At 35.0% G+C, this 22386-nt stretch carries 19 protein-coding genes; 14 read left to right on the top strand and 5 right to left on the bottom strand.

Going from position 1 to position 22386, the window contains the following annotated elements; genetic code table 11:
* Window positions 1–15 precede the first annotated feature (15 nt).
* A complete protein-coding gene (locus tag ASE92_RS06705; RefSeq protein ID WP_056849347.1) occupies window positions 16–339 on the bottom strand; it encodes a hypothetical protein in 324 nt (107 codons plus the stop codon).
* A gap of 154 nt (window positions 340–493) precedes the next feature.
* Between ASE92_RS06705 and ASE92_RS06700 the strand changes: the two genes are divergently transcribed.
* Entirely contained in the window at window positions 494–1360 is an 867-nt protein-coding gene (locus ASE92_RS06700) for an aldose 1-epimerase family protein (protein ID WP_056849346.1), read from the top strand.
* Window positions 1361–1677: 317 nt separating this feature from the next.
* Here the strand turns inward: ASE92_RS06700 and ASE92_RS06695 are convergent, their stop codons facing one another.
* Window positions 1678–3066: a Gfo/Idh/MocA family protein gene (locus tag ASE92_RS06695; protein ID WP_082454962.1), complete on the bottom strand. Its 1389-nt coding sequence runs from the start codon at window positions 3064–3066 to the stop codon at window positions 1678–1680.
* Between the two features lie 26 nt (window positions 3067–3092).
* A complete protein-coding gene (locus tag ASE92_RS06690; RefSeq protein WP_056849345.1) occupies window positions 3093–3911 on the bottom strand; it encodes an endonuclease/exonuclease/phosphatase family protein in 819 nt (272 codons plus the stop codon).
* A 196-nt stretch (window positions 3912–4107) separates the two neighbouring features.
* Between ASE92_RS06690 and ASE92_RS06685 the strand changes: the two genes are divergently transcribed.
* From ASE92_RS06685 to ASE92_RS06675, 3 genes are all read left to right on the top strand, one after another.
* Window positions 4108–4542: an ester cyclase gene (locus ASE92_RS06685; protein ID WP_056849344.1), complete on the top strand. Its 435-nt coding sequence runs from the start codon at window positions 4108–4110 to the stop codon at window positions 4540–4542.
* Window positions 4543–4620: 78 nt separating this feature from the next.
* On the top strand, window positions 4621–5043 hold the full coding sequence (locus ASE92_RS06680; RefSeq protein WP_056849343.1) for a VOC family protein: 423 nt from the start codon (window positions 4621–4623) through the stop codon (window positions 5041–5043).
* Between the two features lie 155 nt (window positions 5044–5198).
* Window positions 5199–6278 (top strand): acyltransferase, encoded by a 1080-nt coding sequence (locus tag ASE92_RS06675; RefSeq protein WP_056849342.1) that lies wholly within the window; start codon window positions 5199–5201, stop codon window positions 6276–6278.
* 172 nt (window positions 6279–6450) lie between these two features.
* On the opposite strand, the gene ASE92_RS06670 is transcribed toward ASE92_RS06675, so the two are convergent.
* Window positions 6451–8043 carry an ABC-F family ATP-binding cassette domain-containing protein gene (locus tag ASE92_RS06670; protein ID WP_056849341.1) on the bottom strand — a complete coding sequence of 531 codons (1593 nt, stop codon included), beginning with the start codon at window positions 8041–8043 and terminating at the stop codon, window positions 6451–6453.
* Between the two features lie 342 nt (window positions 8044–8385).
* On the opposite strand from ASE92_RS06670, the gene ASE92_RS06665 reads away from it, so the two are divergent.
* Window positions 8386–9669, top strand: a complete 1284-nt coding sequence (locus ASE92_RS06665) for an ATP-binding protein (protein WP_056849340.1) — start codon at window positions 8386–8388, stop codon at window positions 9667–9669.
* Between the two features lie 163 nt (window positions 9670–9832).
* Here ASE92_RS06665 and ASE92_RS06660 read toward each other — a convergent pair whose 3' ends face one another.
* A complete protein-coding gene (locus ASE92_RS06660) occupies window positions 9833–10726 on the bottom strand; it encodes a hypothetical protein (protein WP_056849339.1) in 894 nt (297 codons plus the stop codon).
* 368 nt (window positions 10727–11094) lie between these two features.
* Here ASE92_RS06660 and ASE92_RS06655 point away from each other — a divergent pair, with 368 nt between their 5' ends.
* From ASE92_RS06655 to ASE92_RS06615, 9 genes are all read left to right on the top strand, one after another.
* A complete protein-coding gene (locus ASE92_RS06655; RefSeq protein WP_056849338.1) occupies window positions 11095–11286 on the top strand; it encodes a hypothetical protein in 192 nt (63 codons plus the stop codon).
* A 58-nt stretch (window positions 11287–11344) separates the two neighbouring features.
* On the top strand, window positions 11345–13012 hold the full coding sequence (locus tag ASE92_RS06650; RefSeq protein WP_157255661.1) for a tetratricopeptide repeat-containing sensor histidine kinase: 1668 nt from the start codon (window positions 11345–11347) through the stop codon (window positions 13010–13012).
* Between the two features lie 11 nt (window positions 13013–13023).
* A complete protein-coding gene (locus ASE92_RS06645) occupies window positions 13024–13689 on the top strand; it encodes a response regulator (protein WP_056849336.1) in 666 nt (221 codons plus the stop codon).
* Window positions 13690–13937: 248 nt separating this feature from the next.
* Complete coding sequence (locus ASE92_RS06640) at window positions 13938–14297, top strand: hypothetical protein (protein ID WP_056849335.1); 360 nt, start codon at window positions 13938–13940, stop codon at window positions 14295–14297.
* Window positions 14298–14416: 119 nt separating this feature from the next.
* Window positions 14417–15478: a type I restriction endonuclease gene (locus tag ASE92_RS06635; RefSeq protein ID WP_056849334.1), complete on the top strand. Its 1062-nt coding sequence runs from the start codon at window positions 14417–14419 to the stop codon at window positions 15476–15478.
* 119 nt (window positions 15479–15597) lie between these two features.
* Entirely contained in the window at window positions 15598–16995 is a 1398-nt protein-coding gene (locus ASE92_RS06630; RefSeq protein WP_056849333.1) for a hypothetical protein, read from the top strand.
* Window positions 16995–17441, top strand: coding sequence for a hypothetical protein (locus ASE92_RS06625; RefSeq protein ID WP_056849332.1), 447 nt, complete (start codon window positions 16995–16997; stop codon window positions 17439–17441). The genes ASE92_RS06630 and ASE92_RS06625 overlap by 1 nt, the downstream gene beginning before the upstream one ends.
* A gap of 10 nt (window positions 17442–17451) precedes the next feature.
* Window positions 17452–18939 carry a hypothetical protein gene (locus tag ASE92_RS06620; RefSeq protein ID WP_056849331.1) on the top strand — a complete coding sequence of 496 codons (1488 nt, stop codon included), beginning with the start codon at window positions 17452–17454 and terminating at the stop codon, window positions 18937–18939.
* Window positions 18940–18944: 5 nt separating this feature from the next.
* On the top strand, window positions 18945–22385 hold the full coding sequence (locus tag ASE92_RS06615; RefSeq protein ID WP_056849330.1) for a cell division FtsA domain-containing protein: 3441 nt from the start codon (window positions 18945–18947) through the stop codon (window positions 22383–22385).
* The last annotated feature ends 1 nt before the right edge of the window (window position 22386 follow it).

Genomic DNA, 22386 nt, shown 5'->3' with positions numbered 1-22386 from the left:
CTTTAGACTCCAAACTCAACTTTGGCCAATATCCAACCGGTTAATCTTCCCGCCTTTGCCGATTTGAAATTTAAAGAAAGTTTTAAAGTCGCCCCATTGGTCGGAGTGGAAATTGCCATAAACATCTAAGCCATTATTTTCCACTTGATCAATACTGGTAAAGCGTTCATGCCCTAAAGCTTTTTTAAAGAAATTATTAAACTGAAGCTGGTTGCCGTCGTCATAAAATTTAACATCGTCAGCAAACAATGAGAACCAGGTTTTCTCATCACCTTTTTGCAAGGCATTTATTGCAGCTTTAACTTTTGAATTCGATAGTTTAGAGAGATCAACAGGCATATTTTATTGTTTTTACGAGTGCCCTCCTAAATTAAACTGCAAACAACTATTGCAACTTAAATAATCAGTGGCTTAATGGCAGACATGGAGATTTCAGATCAAATTTAACAAAATAGTTTCCAAAGCACCGCATATTTATTACTTTTAAAATGAAATGATAACCCTCGAAAACAACTACCTAAAAATAAGTATTGCAGCAAAAGGTGCAGAACTTCAAGGCCTTTATAGCAAGGAAACTAAAATAGAATATTTGTGGAGCGCCGACCCAAAATATTGGGCAAAACATAGTCCGGTGTTATTCCCAATTGTAGGTTCGCTTAAGGATGAACATTTCAAATATAATGGCGTTGACTACAAGTTGCCACGCCATGGTTTTGCCCGCGATCATGTTTTCGCGGCTGAAAAGATAAGCGATACTGAAGTTGTTTTTACCTTATCGCAAAGCGATGAAACACTTAAGGTTTATCCTTTTTATTTTGAGCTTAAGCTGATTTATAAATTGATAGACAGAAAGCTGAATTTAACTTACGAAGTAACTAATACCGGTACCAATGAAATGTTATTTTCTATTGGTGCGCATCCTGCATTTGCGGTACCCAATACGCCAAATACCACCTACGAGGATTACTATTTGGCTTTTAATACAGATGAGAAGTTGACCTATTGGAAACTGGAAGATGGTTTGGTTGCCAACGAAACTGAGTCTATTGAACTTAACGGGCATAAATTAAATCTAAAACACGAGCTGTTTTACAATGATGCATTGGTTTTTAAAACGATGCAAAGCAGCTGTATTAGTTTGCTGAATAATAAGAATGATTACGGCCTGCATTTCCATTTCGAAGACTTCCCATTTTTTGGGATATGGGCGGCGCCAGATGCTCCATTTGTATGTTTGGAACCTTGGTGTGGCGTAGCCGATGGCGTAAATCATAATCAGGAACTGCAACAAAAGGAAGGCATTATCTCTCTGGCTCCCCATAAAAACTGGACACGTTTTTGGGAGGTGGAGTGCTTTTAGTTAGTGAATTAGATCTTTTTTCTTTGGTTGGTGGAGACAACAACCAGTAGAGAAGTTAATGTGGTAGATCTTTCGCTTTAAGATCCACGCATACGCGAGGATGACGACTAAACGTTGACAACGGGAAATTAGTCTGGTTGGTGGGCGGACAGGCTAACCATTAGAAAAGTCCCCAACACGAACGGTCGTCCTTCCCAATTTAATTGGCAATCTTAATGCAAAATAACGATATAAATCTGGTTGGAAGAGACACCAACCAATAGAAAAAACATGATCGTCATCCTCACATCTGCCAGGATGACGATCATGAAAACCATTTAAATCTTTACATCCATTACCTTACCATTCTTCCTGCTGCTCTCTGCCATAAAACCCATAATATGGCTTTCTATAGATTCGTCAATTGTGGAGGTTAATAATGCAGGGTTTTGCTGTGATACGGCTTGGCAAAAATCCTTTACCAAAAGCCAGTCGCCACCGCCATGCCCGCTATTTTTATAACCATCTACATCATCAGCTTTTGGAATAAATTTCGTTTCTTTTCTGGTCTTAAAATCATGTACCACCAACTCCGTCATATCGCCAACTATATCACCCATCGAACCCATAATTCGGGTTCTTCTATCATGGTATGAAGTAAAAGCTTCCATTGAAAAGTTTGCGGTTACGCTATCACTAAATTGAATACTGGTTACATAATGGTCTGGCTGATCGTTATCCATGCGATAAACACAACGGCCATAATTTGTTGTTTTAAGTTTATCCATTATCGCCGCTTTTCTGTCGGTTGTACCTTCAGGGATATCCAGAACCGATGTCCTCGAATTGCGATCTACATATTCTTTAATTGCCGAATACGGACATTCCCGCTCCACCGCACACCCATCAGTGCATCGGGCAGTACTTCCTTCAGGAGCATTTTCTTTTTTAAACCATTTTAAATCGCCCATGGCCACAATACGCTCGGCTTTCTTATTGATTACCCATTTCATAATATCTAAATCGTGACAAGATTTAGCCAAAATTATAGGCGTGGTGGCTTTGGAGTTATGCCAGTTTCCACGCACATAAGAATGTGCCATGTGGGTATGTTCAATAGGTTCGAAATGCTGAATACTGATTACCTCACCAATAGCACCTTTTGCAATCAGTTCTTTCATCTTTACAAAATATGGCGCATAGCGTAATACGTGGCAAACCGCAACAATTCTTCCCGTTTTCTTCGCCAAAGCCAAAATATCACGGCATTCTTTTTCGGTAGGCGCAATGGGTTTTTCCAATAGGATATCGTATCCCATCTTTAGTGCTTGCATACAAGGTTCGTAATGCAAATTATCAGGCATGGAAATAATAATGGCATCAGCCATTTTAGGTTTTTTAAATACATCCTCCCAGGTATTAAACCGATTTTCATCAGCAATTTTATGCTTTTTGGCGTATCGTTCGTTTCTGTATGGAATGGGCTCGGCCACACCGATTATTTTTATCTGATCGGGAAAACTTGCCGCAAAATTACCGTAAACAGTGCCCCGGTTTCCCGCACCACAGGTAATTGCCGTAATGGGCTTTGCCAAGGGTTTATGCAAAGGATTGTCAGCTATACGATAGCTGTAAGTATTATCCGCCAAGCGGGCAAGTACATCCGTGCTCACTACGGTTGCGCCTAAACTTATACTTAAAGTTTTGAGTAAATTTCTGCGGTTCATAGGTTTATGGTTTGGTTTAGGTTGAGTTATTTATTCAGTTTTAGTATGGCTAAAACAGGCAAGTGATCAGAAGCATACGTTTCATTGATCACCTGATGAGAAATCACTTCGAAATTATTTCCTTTTTTAAATGCAATGTGATCGATAGTATTTTTAGGATTGATTACAGGTATTGTAAAACCACAGTCAGTACAGGTTCTAACAAATTGCCTGTCGAAAACTTTGACCACCTCCGAGTTTGTGTTGGCATTTAAATCTCCTGCAATAATTAGCGGAAGGGTTTCTGTTTCGGTTAATTTATTGATTTCGTTTACCTGCATCATTCTATTCTCTTCCGATTTCTGTGCATCGAGATGTGTTGACGCAAAACGGATTTTTCTTCCGTCGGGTAGTGTAACCGTACCCATTCCCAATACCCGTGGTTCTGCTTTTGCTTCGCCGTTGTTAGGCAACTTATAGGTTTGTGGATCGCTCAAGGGATATTTCGAAAGTATTGCTACCCCGTAATCTCCGCCATCATGGTCTATCGCTTTAAAAAAATAGAAGTTCATCTTCAGCCTGGTGGCTAAAAAAACCGCTTCATTCATGTTTCCCGACCGTTTCGTGTTTACATCAACTTCTTGCAAAGCAACTAAATCTAGTTTTTGAGTCTCAATTACTTTTGCAATGGCAGCTAAATCAATCAAGCCTTCTTTTGCTTTGGATGGAGGGTTGGCGTGATGGATATTATACGTTAAAACGCGAATGGTACTTTGATCGTTCCCCCTTATACTGGTTTTAGGAGAGCAAGAAAAAAGCAAAATGGTAAGAAGTAAATAATAGCAAACGAAGTTAAATCTAGTCATTGTTTTGTTGGCTTAAGGGCTTTCCGAATTTAAATAATAAAACCAATCGAAAGAAATTGTAATACATTTTTTATAAAAAGAAACAAAACGCAATTTATCAAATAGCGCTCATGAGTTTTACGATCTCAAAATTGCGGAAACAACATGTACTTTATCCTGTTTAATTATTAATTCTTCAACAAAAAATATAGAAATTATGGATAATCAAGTAGAGAAAAACAAAGCGATTTGCAAGGTATTTTTTGATGAGCTGCTCAACAATGCCAATTTGGATGCCATTACTAAGTTCGTGGATAGTGGGGTTAAAGTGCATAAAACATTTCCCTGGCAACGCGAAGGCGAAAAAGCCTTTTACGATACCGTTGAGGTGTTTAAACTGGGTTTTCCTGATTTAAAAATAAAATTCGATGACATTTTAGGCGATGGCGACAAAGTAATGTGCAAATTCACTGTAACGGGAACGCATAAAGAATCGTTTCTTAACATCCCAGCTACAGGGAAAAAGATCGAGTACGAGGAAGTAAATATTGTTCGTTTAAGAGATGAAAAAATTATTGAACATTGGGCAGTCGCCGATATTTATAATTTAATGCAGAAGTTAACAGGAAGTGAAGTACACAATCTAGTTTAATAAGACCCAAATTTGTCTCAACTCCCCCCTTTGTAAAATTTAGGTACTGCTTAACTTAGCAGAAATAGCAAAAATTTTATGAGAACCATGCATCCTTATTTAAACTTCGACGGCCAGACTGAAGAAGCTTTCAATTTTTACAAATCGGTATTGGGCGGCGAATTTATCTTTTTTAAAAAAATGAGTGATGCGCCTAACGCGGATGAATTACCCGAAAATGAGCGAAATAGGGTAATGCATGTTGCACTTCCCATTAATGAGCATACTATTTTAATGGCATCAGATTGTATGCCTTCAGCAGGACATGTTATTAGAGAAGGTAATAATATGTATGTTCATCTTGCTGCAGAAAGCAGAGCAGATGCGGATCAGCTTTTCAATGGTTTATCAGCAGGAGGAACTATCGAAATGCCCATGGAAGATATGTTTTGGGGCGATTATTTTGGAAGCTTCAAAGATAAATTTGGGATCCAATGGATGATTAATTTTGGGAGTTATTAACTTAAAACGACAATAAAAGGACCTTCAAACAAACAGAAGGTCCTTTTATTGTTACACAAACCATCAAAATCCCGTCTGCTTTAATTTGACATCGTCTGGTCAAATACGTATTCTTGTTTCTTGCATATTTTAATAATGTGAGCACAGGGCATACCATGAACAACGTAACTCCAGGTTTATTAAAAACCAAAGAACATTTTATTATTCTAGATGGATTACGCGGTGTGGCTGCTTTGGCCATTGTTGCTTTCCATTTTTTGGAAGTGGTTTTCGAGTTTAGCAAAAATTTTCTCGGTCATGGGTTTTTAGCTGTCGATTTTTTCTTTTGCCTTTCTGGATTCGTAATCGCCTATGCTTATGATGATCGCCTTGAAAAAATGGGCATTATGGAGTTTTTTAAATCCCGGATCATCCGGTTACATCCTCTGGTTATTTTTGGTTCTGTATTAGGACTGCTAACTTTCATTTTCGATCCCTTTAGTGGTACCGCCGCCCAATATAGCATAGGCAAAATCACTTTATTGTTTTTAACTTCCGCCTTATTAATTCCTTTTCCAACAATGGAAGAGCGCTATTTTAACAACTTCGGTTTAAATGCGCCAGCCTGGTCTTTATTTTGGGAATATGTGGCGAACATTGTTTATGCATTTGTGCTTTACAAATTGGCCAGAAAGTATTTAATGGCACTTGCTTGCGTTGCCGCTATTATTCTGGTAGTAGTTGCTTATCGTACGGGCTCATTATTGGGCGGTTGGGCCGGCGAAAATTTTTGGGAAGGTGGGGCAAGGATATTATACTCTTTTACAGCTGGCTTATTAATTTATCGCTCCAAATGGATCATTAAAAACAAGCTCGGTTTTGTTGGCTTATCCATCTTGCTGTTATTCGCATTTTTTATACCTTATTCAAATTATAACTGGCTAACTGAATCACTAGTGGTTCTATTTTATTTCCCCCTTTTGGTTGCCTTAGGTGCAGGAACCGCTGCCACCCAGGGGTTAACCAAATTTTGCACCTTTTTTGGCAAGATATCATATCCTTTGTACATGACACATTACATGGCCATTTGGGTATTTGCCAATTATTACAATGCGTACAAACCAAAAGGAACAGAATTGGCTTTAGTAATTTCAAGCGGGGTAATCGCCTTAGTTGCCCTAGCCTATTTAACCATGATTTTATTTGATATTCCTGTTAGAAAATACCTTTCAAAAAAGCGAATGAAGGCACTATAAATTCATCTTATGGAAATTTAAAAATTTTTTAAAAATTTTAAAACAAACCAATTACACTTGTGTTTATAGTATAGTTTGTTTGGTTTAGTTTTATCGGTGGATACTTATAAGACATTCAATATAGCCTCATAGAGATATGAGGCTTTCTCATTTCCAGACTTTTTAAACCAAGCTATTTATCTAATACTATTTCCCTTTCAATATTAATCTGCTCCAAAAAATAACTATCGTGAGATACGACTAAAAGTGTACCCTTAAATTCGTTAATGGCTTCAGTTAATATTTCAACATTTTGAATATCGAGGTTGTTAGTGGGCTCATCAAAAATGATCATATCTGGTGCCTTATTCTTGATGGTTAGCAAGCATAGCATCAACCTCATTTTTTCGCCTCCACTTAATGCACTGCAAGACTTATCCCAGTCTTCTTTATTAAACAAAAACCGATTTAATCTAATTTTGATTTCATGTTCTTGTAACTCGCCGGTATTATATTGTTGTGCCTGCAAATAAACTGTGAGTTGATTATTGATTAAAGAATAATCCTGATCGACGTAAATTGCATCGTAGGTGGCGTTTTTAACTGTTCCTGTTTGAGGGAGCAACTCTCCTAAAATAATCTTGATCAAAGTAGATTTTCCAGATCCATTTATGCCTTTTAATGCAATTCTTTCACCACTTTTTATTTCAAAATTAAGTGCCGAAAGCCAGAGCTTGTTATTACCATAGGCAAAGTTAATTTCCCTTGCCTCAATGAGTATTTTTCCATAATGAAGATTGGATTGATCAAAGCCAATTTTCATCTGTCCAGTTAAAGGAATAGTGCTTCTTAACTCCGTTAATTCTTTACTGATGTTGCTAATTTTTTCACCATGCATTTGCTTAACACGAGCTGTACTGCCCTCAGCCTTGTTTTTCAAGGTATTCATTGATATGGTAGGTAAACCCGCTTTTTCTTGCTTCCTCTTTCCCCGGGCATCTAATTTTTGCTCCCTTTCAATAGTTTCACGGGCCACCACTTTCGCTTTCCGAAGCGTTTTTTCTTTGGCTTTAAGGGCATTAGCTAAGGCTTCTTCTTCGATCTGTTTTTGCTCCAAATAGAAATCGTAGTTTCCTCCGTAGGTATTGATTTCGCCTTGGTTCAGTTCGTACGTGAGGTTAAGAAGATTGAGCAAAATACGGTCGTGACTTACAATAAGCAACGTTTTATTAGTTTCCTGGATAAACTTGTATAATAAATGCCTGCTCTCCACATCAAGGTGATTACTCGGCTCATCCATCAAAATAATTTCTGGTTGATGAATAAAGATTCCAGCCAGGAAAACCTTGGTCTTTTGCCCACCACTTAGTAAATCCAGCTTTTGATTAAAGTCCGATATTTCAAGTCGCCAATAGGCAAAAGCTTCATGGCAACGCTCTTCAATAGTCCAATCATCCTGTAGAATTGCGAAGTTTTCTTCAGTTGCCTTTCCATTTAAAATTTCATGTAAAGCCGAAATTCGATCATTAATCTTTAGCGCTTCTGCAATGCTTAAATCATTAAACTGGCCAAAAATTTGGGGAACCAGATAGGGTTGATCATCTGCCTGTAGCAAACCTTTAGTAACTTGCAAAGTTCCAGCCAAAAGATTGAGCAAAGTAGATTTACCCGAACCATTTTGACCTACCAAGGCTACTTTGTTCTGGGCGTGAAGCGTAAAATTTAAATTAGAAAATAATATATCCCGATTGGGATGTTGGTAAGCAACACCTTGTAAAGTAAGCATGATATCTTTGTTAAAACGTAAATAATTTCTGATCCAATGCAATTGGATACCGTTTGTCTTATCGAAAGAATTTGCTCCTACATTTTATACTGTGATGATTTATGGCAAATTTAGTGATTTATCCAAAGTAATCAAATTCAAAGTCTTTGTCTCACTAAATTTTCCCTGAATACGGTTTACCGACCAGCTATGTTAAGCAACAAATTGCTGCCAATAATTGGAGTTTAGAGTATCCTTTTTTTACCCAAAGGGATTCCAGTGAGCCAGTTTAAATGTAAATTATTTTTACTTTATTTGCTAATTAATTTAGTATTTTGCGGTTCATAAAATCAAGATCGCATTATGGAAAATAAGGTTAGCATCAACAATAACAGTGTCGAGTTTTCGGGCATTACAAGAGATTACATGGAGGCCATTTCAGAGCTGATATGGAATGGTTTTGATGCCGGAGCAACCAAAATTGATCTTGTTTTTGATACCAATGAAATTGATTTCATTCCATCGATAGAAATTATTGATAACGGAAGCGGCATTAACCTCAATAATCTTAACCAAACCTTTGGGGCATTTCTCGACTCGTTAAAACGCAGTACCGACCATCGTTCATCTTACGTTCGGGGCAAAAAAGGCAAGGGACGTTTCTCCTTTATTGCTTTTGCGCAAACCGCCATTTGGAATACTACATTTTTTGATGAAAATACACAGGCATTCACCACTTACGACATCACCATTAATGCCAGCAACAAAGATTTTTATGCCGATGAACACCAACAAAAAGGGGTAAAGAATGCATCGGGTACACGATTAAAACTGGTAAATCTTTTCGGTGTAACTGCCTATAATTTCACCAACGATGCCTTTATCAACCACCTGAAATCAGAATTTGGCTGGTTTTTATTGTTAAATAGCAAACACGATTTTCAGCTGTGCATTAATGGTGAAAGAATTATATATGAAGAGCTCCTGGCCGACCACGAAATTTTTGAAAGGGAAATTGTAGATGCTTCCACATCGAGATTTATGTTTACCATTACCTTTGTTCGCTGGAACGAAAAAATTGGCGATAAGTTTTACTACTATTTTTTAAACAGCGAAAAAAAAGAGGTTTTTAAACAGCTCACATCCTTCAACAATAACGCGATTAATTTTTATCACAGCGTTTATATCGAATCAGATTATTTTAATCTTTTTAATTTCAATGATACGGAAGAAACAGTAAATCTGTTTGGTTCCAATCCACAGAGTCCTATTTTTAAACAGTTAATTAAGGAGCTGCAAAAAATTGTCGTCAATAAACAAAAGGTATTTGTAAAAAATAATGCTGCTGATGAATTAATTCAAAAGTTATTATTATCGGGTTCAATGCCCAAATTTGGAAATAATGATAATGATTTGAACCAAAAGGAGCTTTTCATCGAATTGGTAAAAGCGATTTACTGCATTCAGCCACGCATGTTTAAAGGACTGAATGATGCACAAGAAAAGCTGACCTTGAATCTTATCTTTTCACAAATGAGGGATGCAGATTCGCTGTTGGCCCTGTTGGAAAACGTACTAAAACCAAATGAAGAAGAAAGTCAACACCTTCATCGACTGATATCTGCAAAACCTTTAATTGCCAATTGAAATTTAAAAGAAAGAAAATTAGAAATGAATTGGCCGTTAGGCGGTGTTCCGCATGAAAGACACCGTCATCGCATTAGATCATCAGCCAATTTTATACTCATCACTATTTCGATCGTCCGCAATTTTATAAATGAGATAGGAATAAAAAACTAATTTATATCTCTTATTTTTTGTTGGCAACATATTTAGTTAGAATATATTGTGTTAATGGCAAAAGACGTTTTGTGCTATTGGTTGGATGATCGCCTCCTGCAGTATAAAAGTCTACACTATCAACCTTAACTTTTGCATAATGAACTTTACCTATAGATGCAGCTGTCAAAGTATCCCATTTGTCTATCTTTTTTAGATTTGAAATCTTAAAAGTATCCAAAGCAATCACTTGTGCTGAAGCTTTTTGATCGCATGCTATTTCTACATAATGATCGCCTGCCCAATACATACATTGATAGTTTTTAGGATAGAAAACAAATGCGCCCATTGCAACAGCGGCCGCAGCTCCAAAAGCGAATATAGATTTATAATATTTTTTTGGAATACCTTTCTGAACCCCTCTCACTTCCAGAGCATCTTCTTTAGCCGGCTCTTTTTGACAATCATCCTCCCCTTCTTTGATATCTATTGTTTCAACTTCTGGAAATTGTTTTTGCTTTACAACTATTTCGTTACTAGTTGCATCGGCAGTACCATCCGAAGAAATATCATATCCCCGCAATGCTTGATAGGGTCTGGGTTTATAATCAATTAACCAAGCCAAAAGTTCAATATTCTTCCTGTCTGGCTTAACGGGAATTCCTTTGAAAAAATTACTCAGCGATCTGAATCTACCTGTTGGGTACTCATCGATTATTTTTAGATAACCTTTGTTGTTTGTATCCGGCCCGAAAAACACTCGCAAAGAAGGGATATCTTTTTCATCAACCTTTCGCTCTCTGTAAATATTTAAACATTCATTTCTGAGTAGTGCTGGACTTATTCCTACCAACTGAAGCATTTGTTTGCTTTCAATTTTAGTTTTATAAGCTTCTAAAACTTTGTCTTGGTATTTTTCAAACATAGGGAGAGCATTAACACCTACAAATTTATCGGAATTTTCGACATCGTCAAAGGTATTGTAAGAATTCGATCGGTAAAATCGGTATTATCGGAATCGTCTGCTAACAAAGCCATTATACCGACTCATATTTGTATCAGCAAACAGCACAAGTGCAATCTAATTAACTGCACTTCATAAACAAGTTTTGCAAAAAGAGTAAACATCGCGGTTGCCTATAACTGACCTGGGAAGCAGTTAAAAAGCAGCCGCGGGAGGAACTCAAACACTTCCCAAAAATTTTCAGAAGGCCTTCTGATTTACACCGTAGCAAACCCCTCGAACGGTTCGAGGGGAACTACAAGTATTTCATTTTCTAAAATTTTTGAATCATGTTTTTACCCTTATTTTTAGCAATTTTATTAGGATTGGTTAGTCCATCAACAACAAATACGCCGCCCTCTGGTGCTGGCACAACTGTAAACATCAGCAGTACTGAAGATGAAGATATCTGTTATGAAGATCATGGAGAGGACGGAGATGATACCGGAGGAGAAAAAGGTCATATCCACCCAAAACCATAAATAAAAAAAGAGCGATTATAAATCGCTCTTTTTTTATATTTGAAGAAACTTGTCCCTCTTGAAAAATTATCTATTATTAATTCTACTCTCACTTATTCTTTTGTCCTGTAAAGAAAAAGTCATTCATCCTATTCCAAATGCAAACTCATATTACTCAAAAGCAATCAAGCTTTACGAGTTAAGCAACGATTCAGCTTTTTACTTTTTCAACAAGGTAACTACGGAGACTAATGTAGATAGTTTGACGATAGCAAAGGCTTACAACTATATGGCTACCATACAAACTGATGGCGGCGATTACTATGGCGCACAAGAGAGTGCAGTACAATCGTTTTCATTTTTGAATAAAAACAATCGGGAACATTACAGTTGTTTTGCCGCAAACTATAATATCTTAGGTTCAACATATGATGATTTGAAACTGCATGAATTGGCGATAGGCTACTATGATCAGGCCATACATTATAGCAGTGACCCTGAATCAATACTCACAATCAAGAATAATAAAGCGCTGGCTTTCCAAAAAATTAAAGATTATGCCAAGGCTTTAACGATCTATAATCAAATCATCAGTCAGAATATAAACCAAGTCGAGTACGCCCGAGTATCCTCAAATACAGCACGAACAAAATGGTTGCAAAATCCAAAATATAATCCCTTGCCACAACTGCTAGCGGCATTAAATATTCGCAGAAAATTAGGAAATGAATGGGGCCTTAATGCCAGCTATGCTCATCTGGCAGATTATTACACGAATATAAAACCAGATTCGGCATTATTTTATGCTGAGGGTATGTACCAAATTGCAAGAAAATTAGAGAGCCCTACAGATCAGCTGGAGGCTTTAGAAAAAATCATCCAGCTTTCTCCAGCAAAAAAAATCAAGAAATATTTCGACGTGTATCAACACCTAAACGACAGCTTGCAAACAGCTCGTAGTGCGGCTAAAAATCAGTTTGCAGTGGTTAGATACAATTCCGAAAAAAACAAGGCCGATAATTTAATCTTACAGAAAGACAATACCGAAAAACGTTATCAAATTATCAAGCGAGAATTATTGCTGGCTTCCGGTTTCGTAGTTTTTATTGCAGTATCTATTAGTGCTTTCTTTTGGTATAAAAAAAGACAACAAAAAATGGAACTCGAAAAGGAAAGTGCCATTCAGGAAAACAGATTGAAAACATCAAAGAAAGTTCATGATGTTGTAGCAAACGGATTGTACCGCGTAATGAGTGAAATGGAAAATCAACCTGAAATTGATCGTGAAGCAATCATCGATAAAATTGAAGTGCTTTATGAAAAATCGAGAGATATTTCTTACGATCAACCTGAGCATGATGTACAATCTTTCGAAGTAAAAATATCAGAAATACTTACCTCATTCGCGACGCCTCGAACCAAAGTGATTATTGTGGGTAACTCCAATAAGTTGTGGGAAAAAGTGCAGCCAAATGTTCAATACGAACTCGAACAGGTTTTACAGGAGTTAATGGTTAATATGAAAAAGCACAGTAATGCCACAACCGTTGTATTGAAATTCGAACAGGAAGAAAACCAGGTTAATATTCTTTATACCGACAACGGAATTGGCATGCCTGAAAATAAAACTTTTAATAATGGATGGAAAAATACGGTTTCCCGTATAGATGGAATTGGAGGGAAACTTACCTTTGAAACCAAGCTGGAAAAAGGGCTCAAAGTCCATATTTCTTTTCCAGTTTCTTAATTCAAAATAAAATGTTCAAAAGAGTATTAATTGCCGAAGACCACGAAAGCACGAGTATTTCAGTTAGAAAAACATTGGAAGATTTAGGAATTTCCAAAACAGAATACACCTACTATTGTGATGATGCATTTATGCAGATTCAAAAAAACTTAAGCGATGATCAACCTTTTGATCTGCTCATTACCGACCTTTCTTTTGAAGAAGATCATCGTACACAGAAACTTTCTGGTGGCTTGGCGTTAATTGAAGCCGTAAAAAAAATTCAACCACTCATCAAAATATTGGTATTTTCTGCGGAAACCAATCCGGCAATAATTGATAGTTTGTTTAAAAATTTGCGGATTGATGGCTATGTACGCAAGGCCCGCCACGATGCTAAAGATTTGAAAAAGGCCCTTGAAAATATTGCTCAACACAAAACCTATCTATCTGAAGATTTACGTCGTTCGATGAAACAGAAAAATGCTTTTGAGTTTACTGAATATGATGTGACCATTATTTCCTTACTTTCCCAAGGCACTCCACAAAAAGATATTCCAAGCTATTTATCACAGCATAAAATAAAACCTGTAAGCTTAAGTAGTCTCGAAAAGCGATTGGGTAATATTAAAGATTCGCTAGAATTTTCGAAGAATGAGCAGTTGGTGGCCTACTGTAAAGATTTGGGAATCATCTAAACGACTTCCTGCCATACCCCTTCGCAACGAAATTTCGAATAAGGCCCTTTTCTCCAATCAGGGTCATTTCAGCTACAAGATTTTTACAGAAAAAACAATCCACATTACGGTTTCCCGTAAATCAAAACTTTTTTAATTCTGTAGTTTTGGCACTACATTGTTATTGATAAATGCAATAGCATCGTATTTACTTAAATCTATCGTCCTCCCGTTAACACATCCCAGATTTATGATTAAAAGACAGATAGATGAAAAATTTTCTAACCCCAGTAATCTTCACTTTCATAATTGGAAGTGCCAGTGCGCAAAAAAGTAAAATGCAAACCTTTCAATTAATGGAGCCTAATTTTAACAACAAAGTTATTGTTGGAACCATTTCTGAAATTTATAACACCCAAAGATTTGGCAAAAAATTATGGTGGGTAAAAATCGGCAGCGACACCCTAATTCACGTTTGGGAAAAGCATTTTGATGCGACAACAATGAAAGTTGGTGTAAAAAGACCATTCACTTCTGTTAAGCGTTTAGACAGTAACTGGTGGATGAAAGAAAAATCAGAAGTTAAATTCCGGGAAGCTGTTGACCAAAATGTGTTATCAGTTCAATAGCTAAATACAGCTAATTTCTTGTTTACATTTTTTTTCTATTTACGGTTTCCCGTAATAATTGATCCTTTTGTGGAGTTAATTTTGATTCAAACAAACGAACTCAAAATTAAAATCGCGAAATGGATCTTAAACTAAAGCTAGAGCAACTTCACCAAAGAGTAGTTGGACTCAAAGATCAGATTAATACTGAAGAGGCTACAAAAAATGCTTTTGTAATGCCCTTCATACAAATTTTGGGTTACGATATTTTTAATCCTACTGAAGTTATTCCAGAGCATATTTGTGATATTGGAACCAAAAAAGGTGAAAAGGTTGATTATGTAATTCGAAAAAATAATGAGCCTATTCTCATATTTGAATGCAAACACTGGAAAGAAAGTGCCGATGCACATAACTCCCAACTACACCGTTATTACCATGTCTCTAAAGCCAGATTTGGTGTATTAACAAATGGCACTGTTTACAATTTTTATGCTGATTTAGAAAAACCAAATATCATGGATGAGAAACCTTTCTTAACCATCGACATTGAAGACCTGAAGGACAATGCCATAAAAATTTTAGAAAGCTTTACCAAAAATGAATACAATTTAGAAACAATTTTAGATTCGGCTGAAGGCTTAAAATACATCAAAGCGATTAGAAAGGAGTTTGAAAAAGAAATTGAAAACCCATCAGATGAACTCATCAAACTTCTGGTCAGTCGCTTTTTTGATAAACCATTAATTGCTAGCCGCATGTTGGCTTTTAAAGAGTATGCTAAAAAAGCACTTACGCTCTCTATAAATGAATCTATTAGCGATAGATTAAAATCTGCATTAAACATTAATGAAAAACCAGATCTACTGGTAGATCAGAAAGTTGACCCGATAGATGATGGCGGTGACTCCAAAATTATCACTACCGAAGAAGAACTGGAAGCTTTCCAAATCGTGAAAGCCATCTTAAGAGAAAAAATCTCATCTACGCGTATTGCTCCAAGAGATACACAATCGTACTTCGGAGTTTTACTTGATGACAATAACAGAAAACCGATTTGCCGCTTTCATTTCAATACAGCTAACAAATACCTGGAAACTTTTGCGAATGGCAAAGACGCTGGCGATAAAAAGCAAATCTTCAATCTGGATGAGATTTACAATTACCGTATCCAGCTACACCAAACCATAGATAATTATTAGTTAACGTTCAATTCTCTCACGGAAATGTAGAGGTTGCTTCCAATTGCTCTTAAGAGCGAAAGGAAGCGTCCTTGCATTTTATTTAAAGTCCTAATTATTATGAGTAAACACATACCTAGATGAAAAACAAATTTTTAAATCTTTACATCATTTTCATAATGCACATCCTTGGTTGCAATGGAGCAATAAATATTCAAGATGAAGCTTTAATCATAGCAAAAGATAATCAAATCACTAAAGAAGAATTTTTTAATCTTCAGAAACAAGTGACTAAAGAATCTAAATATGCTAAATATAAAAATTCTTCGGAGTTATATAATTACCTAATAAAACTTTTTAAAGCAAAAAACATGGGGGTTAAAGTTTATAACCCCGAAGTAAAAAAGGAAGAGCCTTTTGCTGTAAATTTTTATTTTGAGAATTCCCTCAGCATGGACGGTTATATCACGAATGCCGATTTGAAAAGTTCATTATTTGATATATTAACAAACACTAAAAAAATAACTAATACAATTAATCGAAATTACATTAATGAAAAGGTTATCAATATATCATTAGATAATCAGGCATTTAGCACTGGTCTTACGCCGTCTAGTTTTAATAAATTAGGGGGAAACAGAGGCAATTCTGACATCGCTGAAGTCGTAAAAAATGTTCTTTCAAAAACAAATCAAAAAAACATGTCGGTACTTATTTCTGATTTCGTTTTCTCCCCTCCTGTAAAAACAAATGCTAAAGACTATTTAAATATTCAACAAACTGCAATTAAGGGCGCTATTCAAGATAAATTAAAAAATCAAAACCTTGCGCTAGCAATATTTCAAATGAGTGCGTTGTTCGATGGGAAATATTACTCCTATAAATTCCCTGCCGGGAAACAGTTCTCAGGTATGCGTCCATATTACGTATGGTTTATAGGGACAGAAGATCAAATTAAAAAAGTGTTAGACAACCAAATTGTAGATCCAACGAGCAACAAATTTTTAAATGTTGCCACCTTTTACAATTCAAAAAAAGCCAAAATACCCGATTATAAAATCACAACTAAAGAGATAGGCGATTTTAAACCTAAAGATAAACACAGCCTTTATAATGCAACTTCTGAACAAAAAGAATTTAGTTTCAATGTTGCAGTAAATTTTAGTAATAGTATAAAAGGATTAGAATACTTTAATAATAATTCAATTTATGCATCTGACAATTATTCCATTAGTGTTCGAGGTTTAAGTCAAAAAGAAAAAAAACAGATTGGCCTTAGTACATATACTCACATTTTGACACTGAAAACTACACGTTTACAAACAGAAAAGCTAGTTGTTAAAGTTGCAAATAGACATCCTGCTTGGGTCTTGTCTTCTTCCTCAACAGATGACCAGAATATCACAACAGATAAAATAGAGCAGACCAAAACATTTGGATTAAATAATTTAATAACAGGGGTATGGCAAGGATTTAATTATTACTCAAATCCGGATGATAATATAATAACCCAATTAACAATTAACATCGAAAAATAATGATAACAGATTTTATTGCAACCATTTATGAATGGTTTGGCTACAACACAGACTTAGGCACACATCTAAGAGGCTGGGATATTACATGTTCAGGTTTTATTGGACAAGATTTGTACTTGCAAATTTTTATAACAATGGTAGCTATAAATCTGGGGTTATTTGTAGTAATGTATTTAATCATAGATAAATTTACCCCAAGATTTGGCACAAAACTTTCTTGGTGGATAATGGCAGTAATTGGTTTAGTAATAAATTTTGGTATTGCTTATTCACTGCCAGCAACAATCCAGCCCTGCGAAACATTAACTTTTGGAAGTTTCGATTTAGTGCTATATGGCTTTGCAAATGCTTTTTGGAGTTTAATTGTATTCGCATTATTAACTTCTTTTCCCTTCCCAAGAAACCTGAGTACCAATTGTAGATTAACTACATTTTGGAAACCCTAATTAATTAAAAATGGCAAAATTATTCATATTTGGTATCGGAGGAACTGGTTCTCGGATAATTAAATCACTTACCTTTTTACTAGGGTGTGGGATAAAATCAATAAACGATTTTGAAATTGTTCCCATCATAATAGATCCACATAAAGATAATGAGGATTTAAAAAGAACAATTTCAATATTAGATTACTATCAAAAGATCATAGAAAAAGTTGGGTCAACATCAGGGTTTTTTAGCACAAAAATATCAACGCTACAATCGTTAGATGCGGACAATAAACTTAGCGGAACATATTCTTTTAATTTAAAAGAGGTATCTAATACTAAATTTAAAGACTACTTTTCTTTCAATACCTTAAACGATGAAAATAAAGCTTTTGCAGAATTACTTTTTTCAGGTAAATCTATCAATGCTAATGGTAAACCTATTGATTTATTAGACATACCTATGGATATTGGATTTGTTGGAAATCCAAATGTGGGTAGTGTTGTACTTAATCAGTTTAAAGATTCAGAAGAATTCAAAGATTTTGCGAATAATTTTAATGAAGGAGATCGGGTATTCATCATTAGCTCAATTTTCGGCGGAACAGGTGCGGCAGGTTTCCCGACCGTATTAAAAAACATTCGAAATGCGGTTAATATTCCCGGCTTAGCAAATCCAGGCTACTTGCACAACTCTTCTATAGGCGCACTTACTGTTATGCCTTATTTCAATATAGAGGGCGACGAGAATAGCCCAATTAAAAAATCAGACTTTATTGAAAAAACAAAGGCGGCACTAGGTTATTATCAGCAAAATGTAAACCCACAATTAAATACTATGTATTACATAGGCGATAGCTTTAATGGCAGAGCTTATGAAAATGATCCGGGAAATGGTGGGCAAAAAAACAAAGCTCATTTTGTAGAGCTTGCGGGTGCATTGTCAATTATTGATTTTATGAATTTACCAGATGATCATCTTCAAACTTATAATGGAACACCAGTTGGAAGCGTTTTCAAAGAGTTTAGTATAAAAGAGGATCAACCAAACCTATATTTTAATCATTTAAATGACATCGCCAACTCAACTTTGAGTAAGTCTTTAACGCAGTTTGTGTTATTAAAAAAATATTTAGATGAGCAATTAGCCAATTCAATAGAAAATCAAGTATGGAGTACGGATGAACCAAAAATTGATAATGCTTTTAAAAGCGGGCAATTTTTCTCTTCAATTTTAAAAGGATTTCTTAATCATTTTGGCGAATGGTTAAGTGAACTCCAAACAAATACACGAGGTTTTTCACCATTCAATTTGAACTCTGATTTAACTACCCTTGTTAATGGCCATGAGCTAAAAAAAGGATGGTTTGGCAAAGGGAAAATAACATACAATGATTACGATATGGAATTAGCCAAACTAGTTAAAAAGAATTCATTTTCTTCTCAAGAACAGAAGATCATAAGTCTATTTTACCAAACTACAGCTAATGTCATTTCAGCAAAATATAATTTTTAATAATTATGAGTAAATTAATAGGCTTTACAAATAACGGAGGCAACGATTGGTTCAATTCGTCACCTTATGGCAATAAGGAAATTCAAGGGATACCCGATCCAGAAGGTGGTCATGCTTTAAATGCACCTACATCCATCCCTAGCCCTTTTGCAAGAATGGATTTAGTTAGAAAATCTTTTGAAAATATTATTGAAAGTCCAAACCTATTATTTCTGCAAGAGAGAAATAGAGTTATAGCTAGTAAAGAAGATGAAAAACTTGTTTCTCAATGTTTAGACCTTTGCGAAATATTATTCAATTATAATATTTATAAGAATAAGATTGAAATTATTGAATGGGATAAAACGGTACAAATTGACAATTTAAAACGAAGTATAGATAAAGGTCATCGTAGACTGGGAGAAGCATTAGAGTTATTTCTGCTACAGGATGCAAAGTCCTTTAATTTTAATGAAGTTAGAAGCTTTTATCTTATTAAATATAATCACCAGGTTATTGGAGGTACATCTCCATTGACGCTGTTTTTTTCAGTAGGTAAAGACATATCAAATCTTGAATTAAAAAGCAGTAAAGGAAAATCTTTTTTTAGCGATATCGTTCCGCTATATGAGCGTGATGAAAACTTTCAAAAATATTTATACCTACTATTTAAAAGTAATGCTGAGTTGGGAAGCAAAATGAAGGCTTTTCAAGAATATTTGGTTAAAAGTCTTAAGTTTTTAGGAAGTATAAATCAAGCACTTTTTTCAGAATTAAACACTTCAAATCCAAGTGATTTAAACAATAACTATGTTAGTTTAAATTCGAATAAAGCAGGACAAGTTGTAGAGGTTTTAGGTGTTCATTTAAAAACTGTTGATCCAAATGTATTGATTAAATCAATCCAAAAAAGTGATTTCATTATTTATTCAACCAAAATAGATGACAAGCTTAAGCCATTGGTATTGCAAAATAGCTTCAATTCTAAACTTAATTATATAAATGCCAATTGGGATACGAGAACAACCGTTCCATATAAGGCCGAAAAAGAAAATTTAGAATTAAGAAAACTACCAGATCAAGATGTAATTTATCCATATTTAACAGTTAGCGATTTCTTTGAACCTAATATTATTAGGCTTGTTTATCCTATAAACGATACCAAATACTTCGATGGCAATTTAAAATTAAACAACCCGGAAGACACAAAAAGTTATTTATTACCATTAAAACCTTTGTTTTTTAAATACTTTGATACCGAAGATTTAATAAATGGAGGATTGGGAAAGCCAACCATATTAATTGATGAAACATCAGTTGGGCATGCAATAAGAGTACAATTAAAAATTCCAATTAATTTAGGTAAAGACTATATAACTTTTGAAAGGGTGTATCACAATGATGGTATAGCTGATGAAGTTGTAAATAAAGGCGCTATAAAAGAACATCAGTTTGCACTTACGCTATTTCCTCATATCAAATATTTATCAGGTATAGATCCTTATTATAAAATACAGTTGATTGATAGGGATGTTGCTATAAAAACTGCAGATGCAGAATATTTTTTGAATTTCTACAATAATAATTCATCAAGCCCAGTAGATATTGAAGCATCAAAAAACAGAAGTAAAAAACTAAAGGGCGATTTCTCCAAAATAACTTCAACATATTATGGCCTTAATAAAAATTTCGATTACATACAGGTTGATAATGGCTTTGCAAAAGGAGTAATTATACCCAAGTGGGATAACCCTAAAACAGGTTTAGATCAATTTAATTTTGCTATCGATTTTGGAACCACAAATACACACGTTGAATATACGGTAGGAAACTCAAGCCCAAAAACATTTGAGATTACTGCAGATGAGATACAGGCCGTTCCGCTTATAAATGACAAAATTGATCATAACTTTTCCGGAACGGGCGCAATTGATTTAAGAACAAATAAAATAAGAGAGTTTATTCCAGAAATCATAACTAAAGATACGATGTATAATTTTCCCCATCGCACAGTTATTTCTCAGAGTCTAAATAATCCACCGCCAATGGGTGGAAATACTTTGATCGATTTTAATATTCCTTTTGTCTTTGAAAAAAATTCCGATAACAACAGTAGATTTTTCACCAATTTAAAGTGGGATAGCAGAGAAACAAATAATGAACACCGCGTTAAAGCATTCTTAGAACAAATTGTATTGATGATTAGAAATAAAGTCATCATCAATGGAGGTAATTTAGAAGAAACCAAAATACTTTGGACCTACCCTACAAGTATGACACCAAGCCGTAAAAATAATTTACGCATGATTTGGGACGAGTTATATCATAAATATTTCAATAAGAATAATAATACCGTAGATATTTCTGAATCTATTGCACCATATCATTATTTTAAAGGAAGTGCAAAATTAGAAGGTCTCGGTTCTGGTATTAGTGTATTGATGGATATTGGTGGTGGAACATCTGATGTTGTCGTTTACAAGAAAAATATGCCCCTTCTTCTTTCTTCTTATAAATTCGCCGGAAACACTTTATTTGGCGATGGGTATAAAGACTTCGGAGATATTGCCAATAATGGATTGGTAAATAAATACAAAGCTCAATTTAATGATATCCTTGAGAATACAAATCCAACACTCTGCGGAATTGCTAATAGCTTTTATGAAAATCAAAAATCTGCAGATTATAATACCTTTCTATTTTCACTTATTAAAAACAAAGAGGTTTTAGATAAAGAGCTATTGGATTATAATAAAAAGATTGCAAATGATAATGATTTAAAGATAATATTCCTCTACTTCTATTGTGCCAAGGTTTACCACATTGCACAGTTAATGAAAATTAATGAGTTAGCGTTACCAACAAACATAATTTTTAGTGGAAATGGTTCAAAAATACTAAACATTATTACGCCTAATCAAAAGCTTCTTGGAGATATAACCAAAAATATCTTTTTAAGAGGTTATAATCTAGATTCCTATCTACCTGATGGTTTGAAGATCAATTTAGAAAAAGAATTTCCGAAAGAGCTAACTGCAAAAGGTGCCTTAATGTATAATAAACTTGGGCATGAAGACGTAAATCTTGATGAAATTAAACAGGTTTATACTTGCCTCGAAGACGAAAACAAATGCAGTTTGTTAAATGCAGAACTGGATGAAGCCGTGCTTGATAAGGTGGCCGAAAAAGTTAAAACTTTTAATAATCTATTTATTGATTTAAATAATGATATAAACTTTTTTGATCATTTTGAAATTTCGCATGTGTCATTTGCCAAGTTTCAACAAATAGTAAATAAACATTTGAAAGCTTATACTGAGCGGGGGATTGAGTACAACAATAAAATGGAAACTGGAAATGCCCAACCGCAAGTGAAGATAGCTGAAACATTATTTTTCTACCCAATAGTAGAAACAATACAACAACTTATTCAAAATCTTTCAATTATTTCTGCTAACGAAGATTAAT

It is taken from the genome of Pedobacter sp. Leaf41, assembly GCF_001422545.1.
Classification (GTDB): Bacteria; Bacteroidota; Bacteroidia; order Sphingobacteriales; family Sphingobacteriaceae; genus Pedobacter.
Note: the sequence above shows the minus strand (reverse complement) of the source record. Positions and strands in the feature narration are given on the sequence as shown.

What these genes read in the sequence shown, in the direction of transcription:
- ASE92_RS06645 (WP_056849336.1), top strand. Translation starts at nt 13,024, where the DNA reads ATGTTCAAAAGAGTATTAATTGCCGAAGACCACGAAAGCACGAGTATT.
- ASE92_RS06690 (WP_056849345.1), bottom strand. Translation starts at nt 3,911, where the DNA reads ATGACTAGATTTAACTTCGTTTGCTATTATTTACTTCTTACCATTTTG.
- ASE92_RS06630 (WP_056849333.1), top strand. Translation starts at nt 15,598, where the DNA reads ATGAAAAACAAATTTTTAAATCTTTACATCATTTTCATAATGCACATC.
- ASE92_RS06695 (WP_082454962.1), bottom strand. Translation starts at nt 3,066, where the DNA reads ATGAACCGCAGAAATTTACTCAAAACTTTAAGTATAAGTTTAGGCGCA.
- ASE92_RS06660 (WP_056849339.1), bottom strand. Translation starts at nt 10,726, where the DNA reads ATGTTTGAAAAATACCAAGACAAAGTTTTAGAAGCTTATAAAACTAAA.
- ASE92_RS06655 (WP_056849338.1), top strand. Translation starts at nt 11,095, where the DNA reads ATGTTTTTACCCTTATTTTTAGCAATTTTATTAGGATTGGTTAGTCCA.
- ASE92_RS06675 (WP_056849342.1), top strand. Translation starts at nt 5,199, where the DNA reads ATGAACAACGTAACTCCAGGTTTATTAAAAACCAAAGAACATTTTATT.
- ASE92_RS06700 (WP_056849346.1), top strand. Translation starts at nt 494, where the DNA reads ATGATAACCCTCGAAAACAACTACCTAAAAATAAGTATTGCAGCAAAA.
- ASE92_RS06615 (WP_056849330.1), top strand. Translation starts at nt 18,945, where the DNA reads ATGAGTAAATTAATAGGCTTTACAAATAACGGAGGCAACGATTGGTTC.
- ASE92_RS06620 (WP_056849331.1), top strand. Translation starts at nt 17,452, where the DNA reads ATGGCAAAATTATTCATATTTGGTATCGGAGGAACTGGTTCTCGGATA.
- ASE92_RS06640 (WP_056849335.1), top strand. Translation starts at nt 13,938, where the DNA reads ATGAAAAATTTTCTAACCCCAGTAATCTTCACTTTCATAATTGGAAGT.
- ASE92_RS06635 (WP_056849334.1), top strand. Translation starts at nt 14,417, where the DNA reads ATGGATCTTAAACTAAAGCTAGAGCAACTTCACCAAAGAGTAGTTGGA.
- ASE92_RS06665 (WP_056849340.1), top strand. Translation starts at nt 8,386, where the DNA reads ATGGAAAATAAGGTTAGCATCAACAATAACAGTGTCGAGTTTTCGGGC.
- ASE92_RS06625 (WP_056849332.1), top strand. Translation starts at nt 16,995, where the DNA reads ATGATAACAGATTTTATTGCAACCATTTATGAATGGTTTGGCTACAAC.
- ASE92_RS06685 (WP_056849344.1), top strand. Translation starts at nt 4,108, where the DNA reads ATGGATAATCAAGTAGAGAAAAACAAAGCGATTTGCAAGGTATTTTTT.
- ASE92_RS06670 (WP_056849341.1), bottom strand. Translation starts at nt 8,043, where the DNA reads ATGCTTACTTTACAAGGTGTTGCTTACCAACATCCCAATCGGGATATA.
- ASE92_RS06680 (WP_056849343.1), top strand. Translation starts at nt 4,621, where the DNA reads ATGAGAACCATGCATCCTTATTTAAACTTCGACGGCCAGACTGAAGAA.
- ASE92_RS06705 (WP_056849347.1), bottom strand. Translation starts at nt 339, where the DNA reads ATGCCTGTTGATCTCTCTAAACTATCGAATTCAAAAGTTAAAGCTGCA.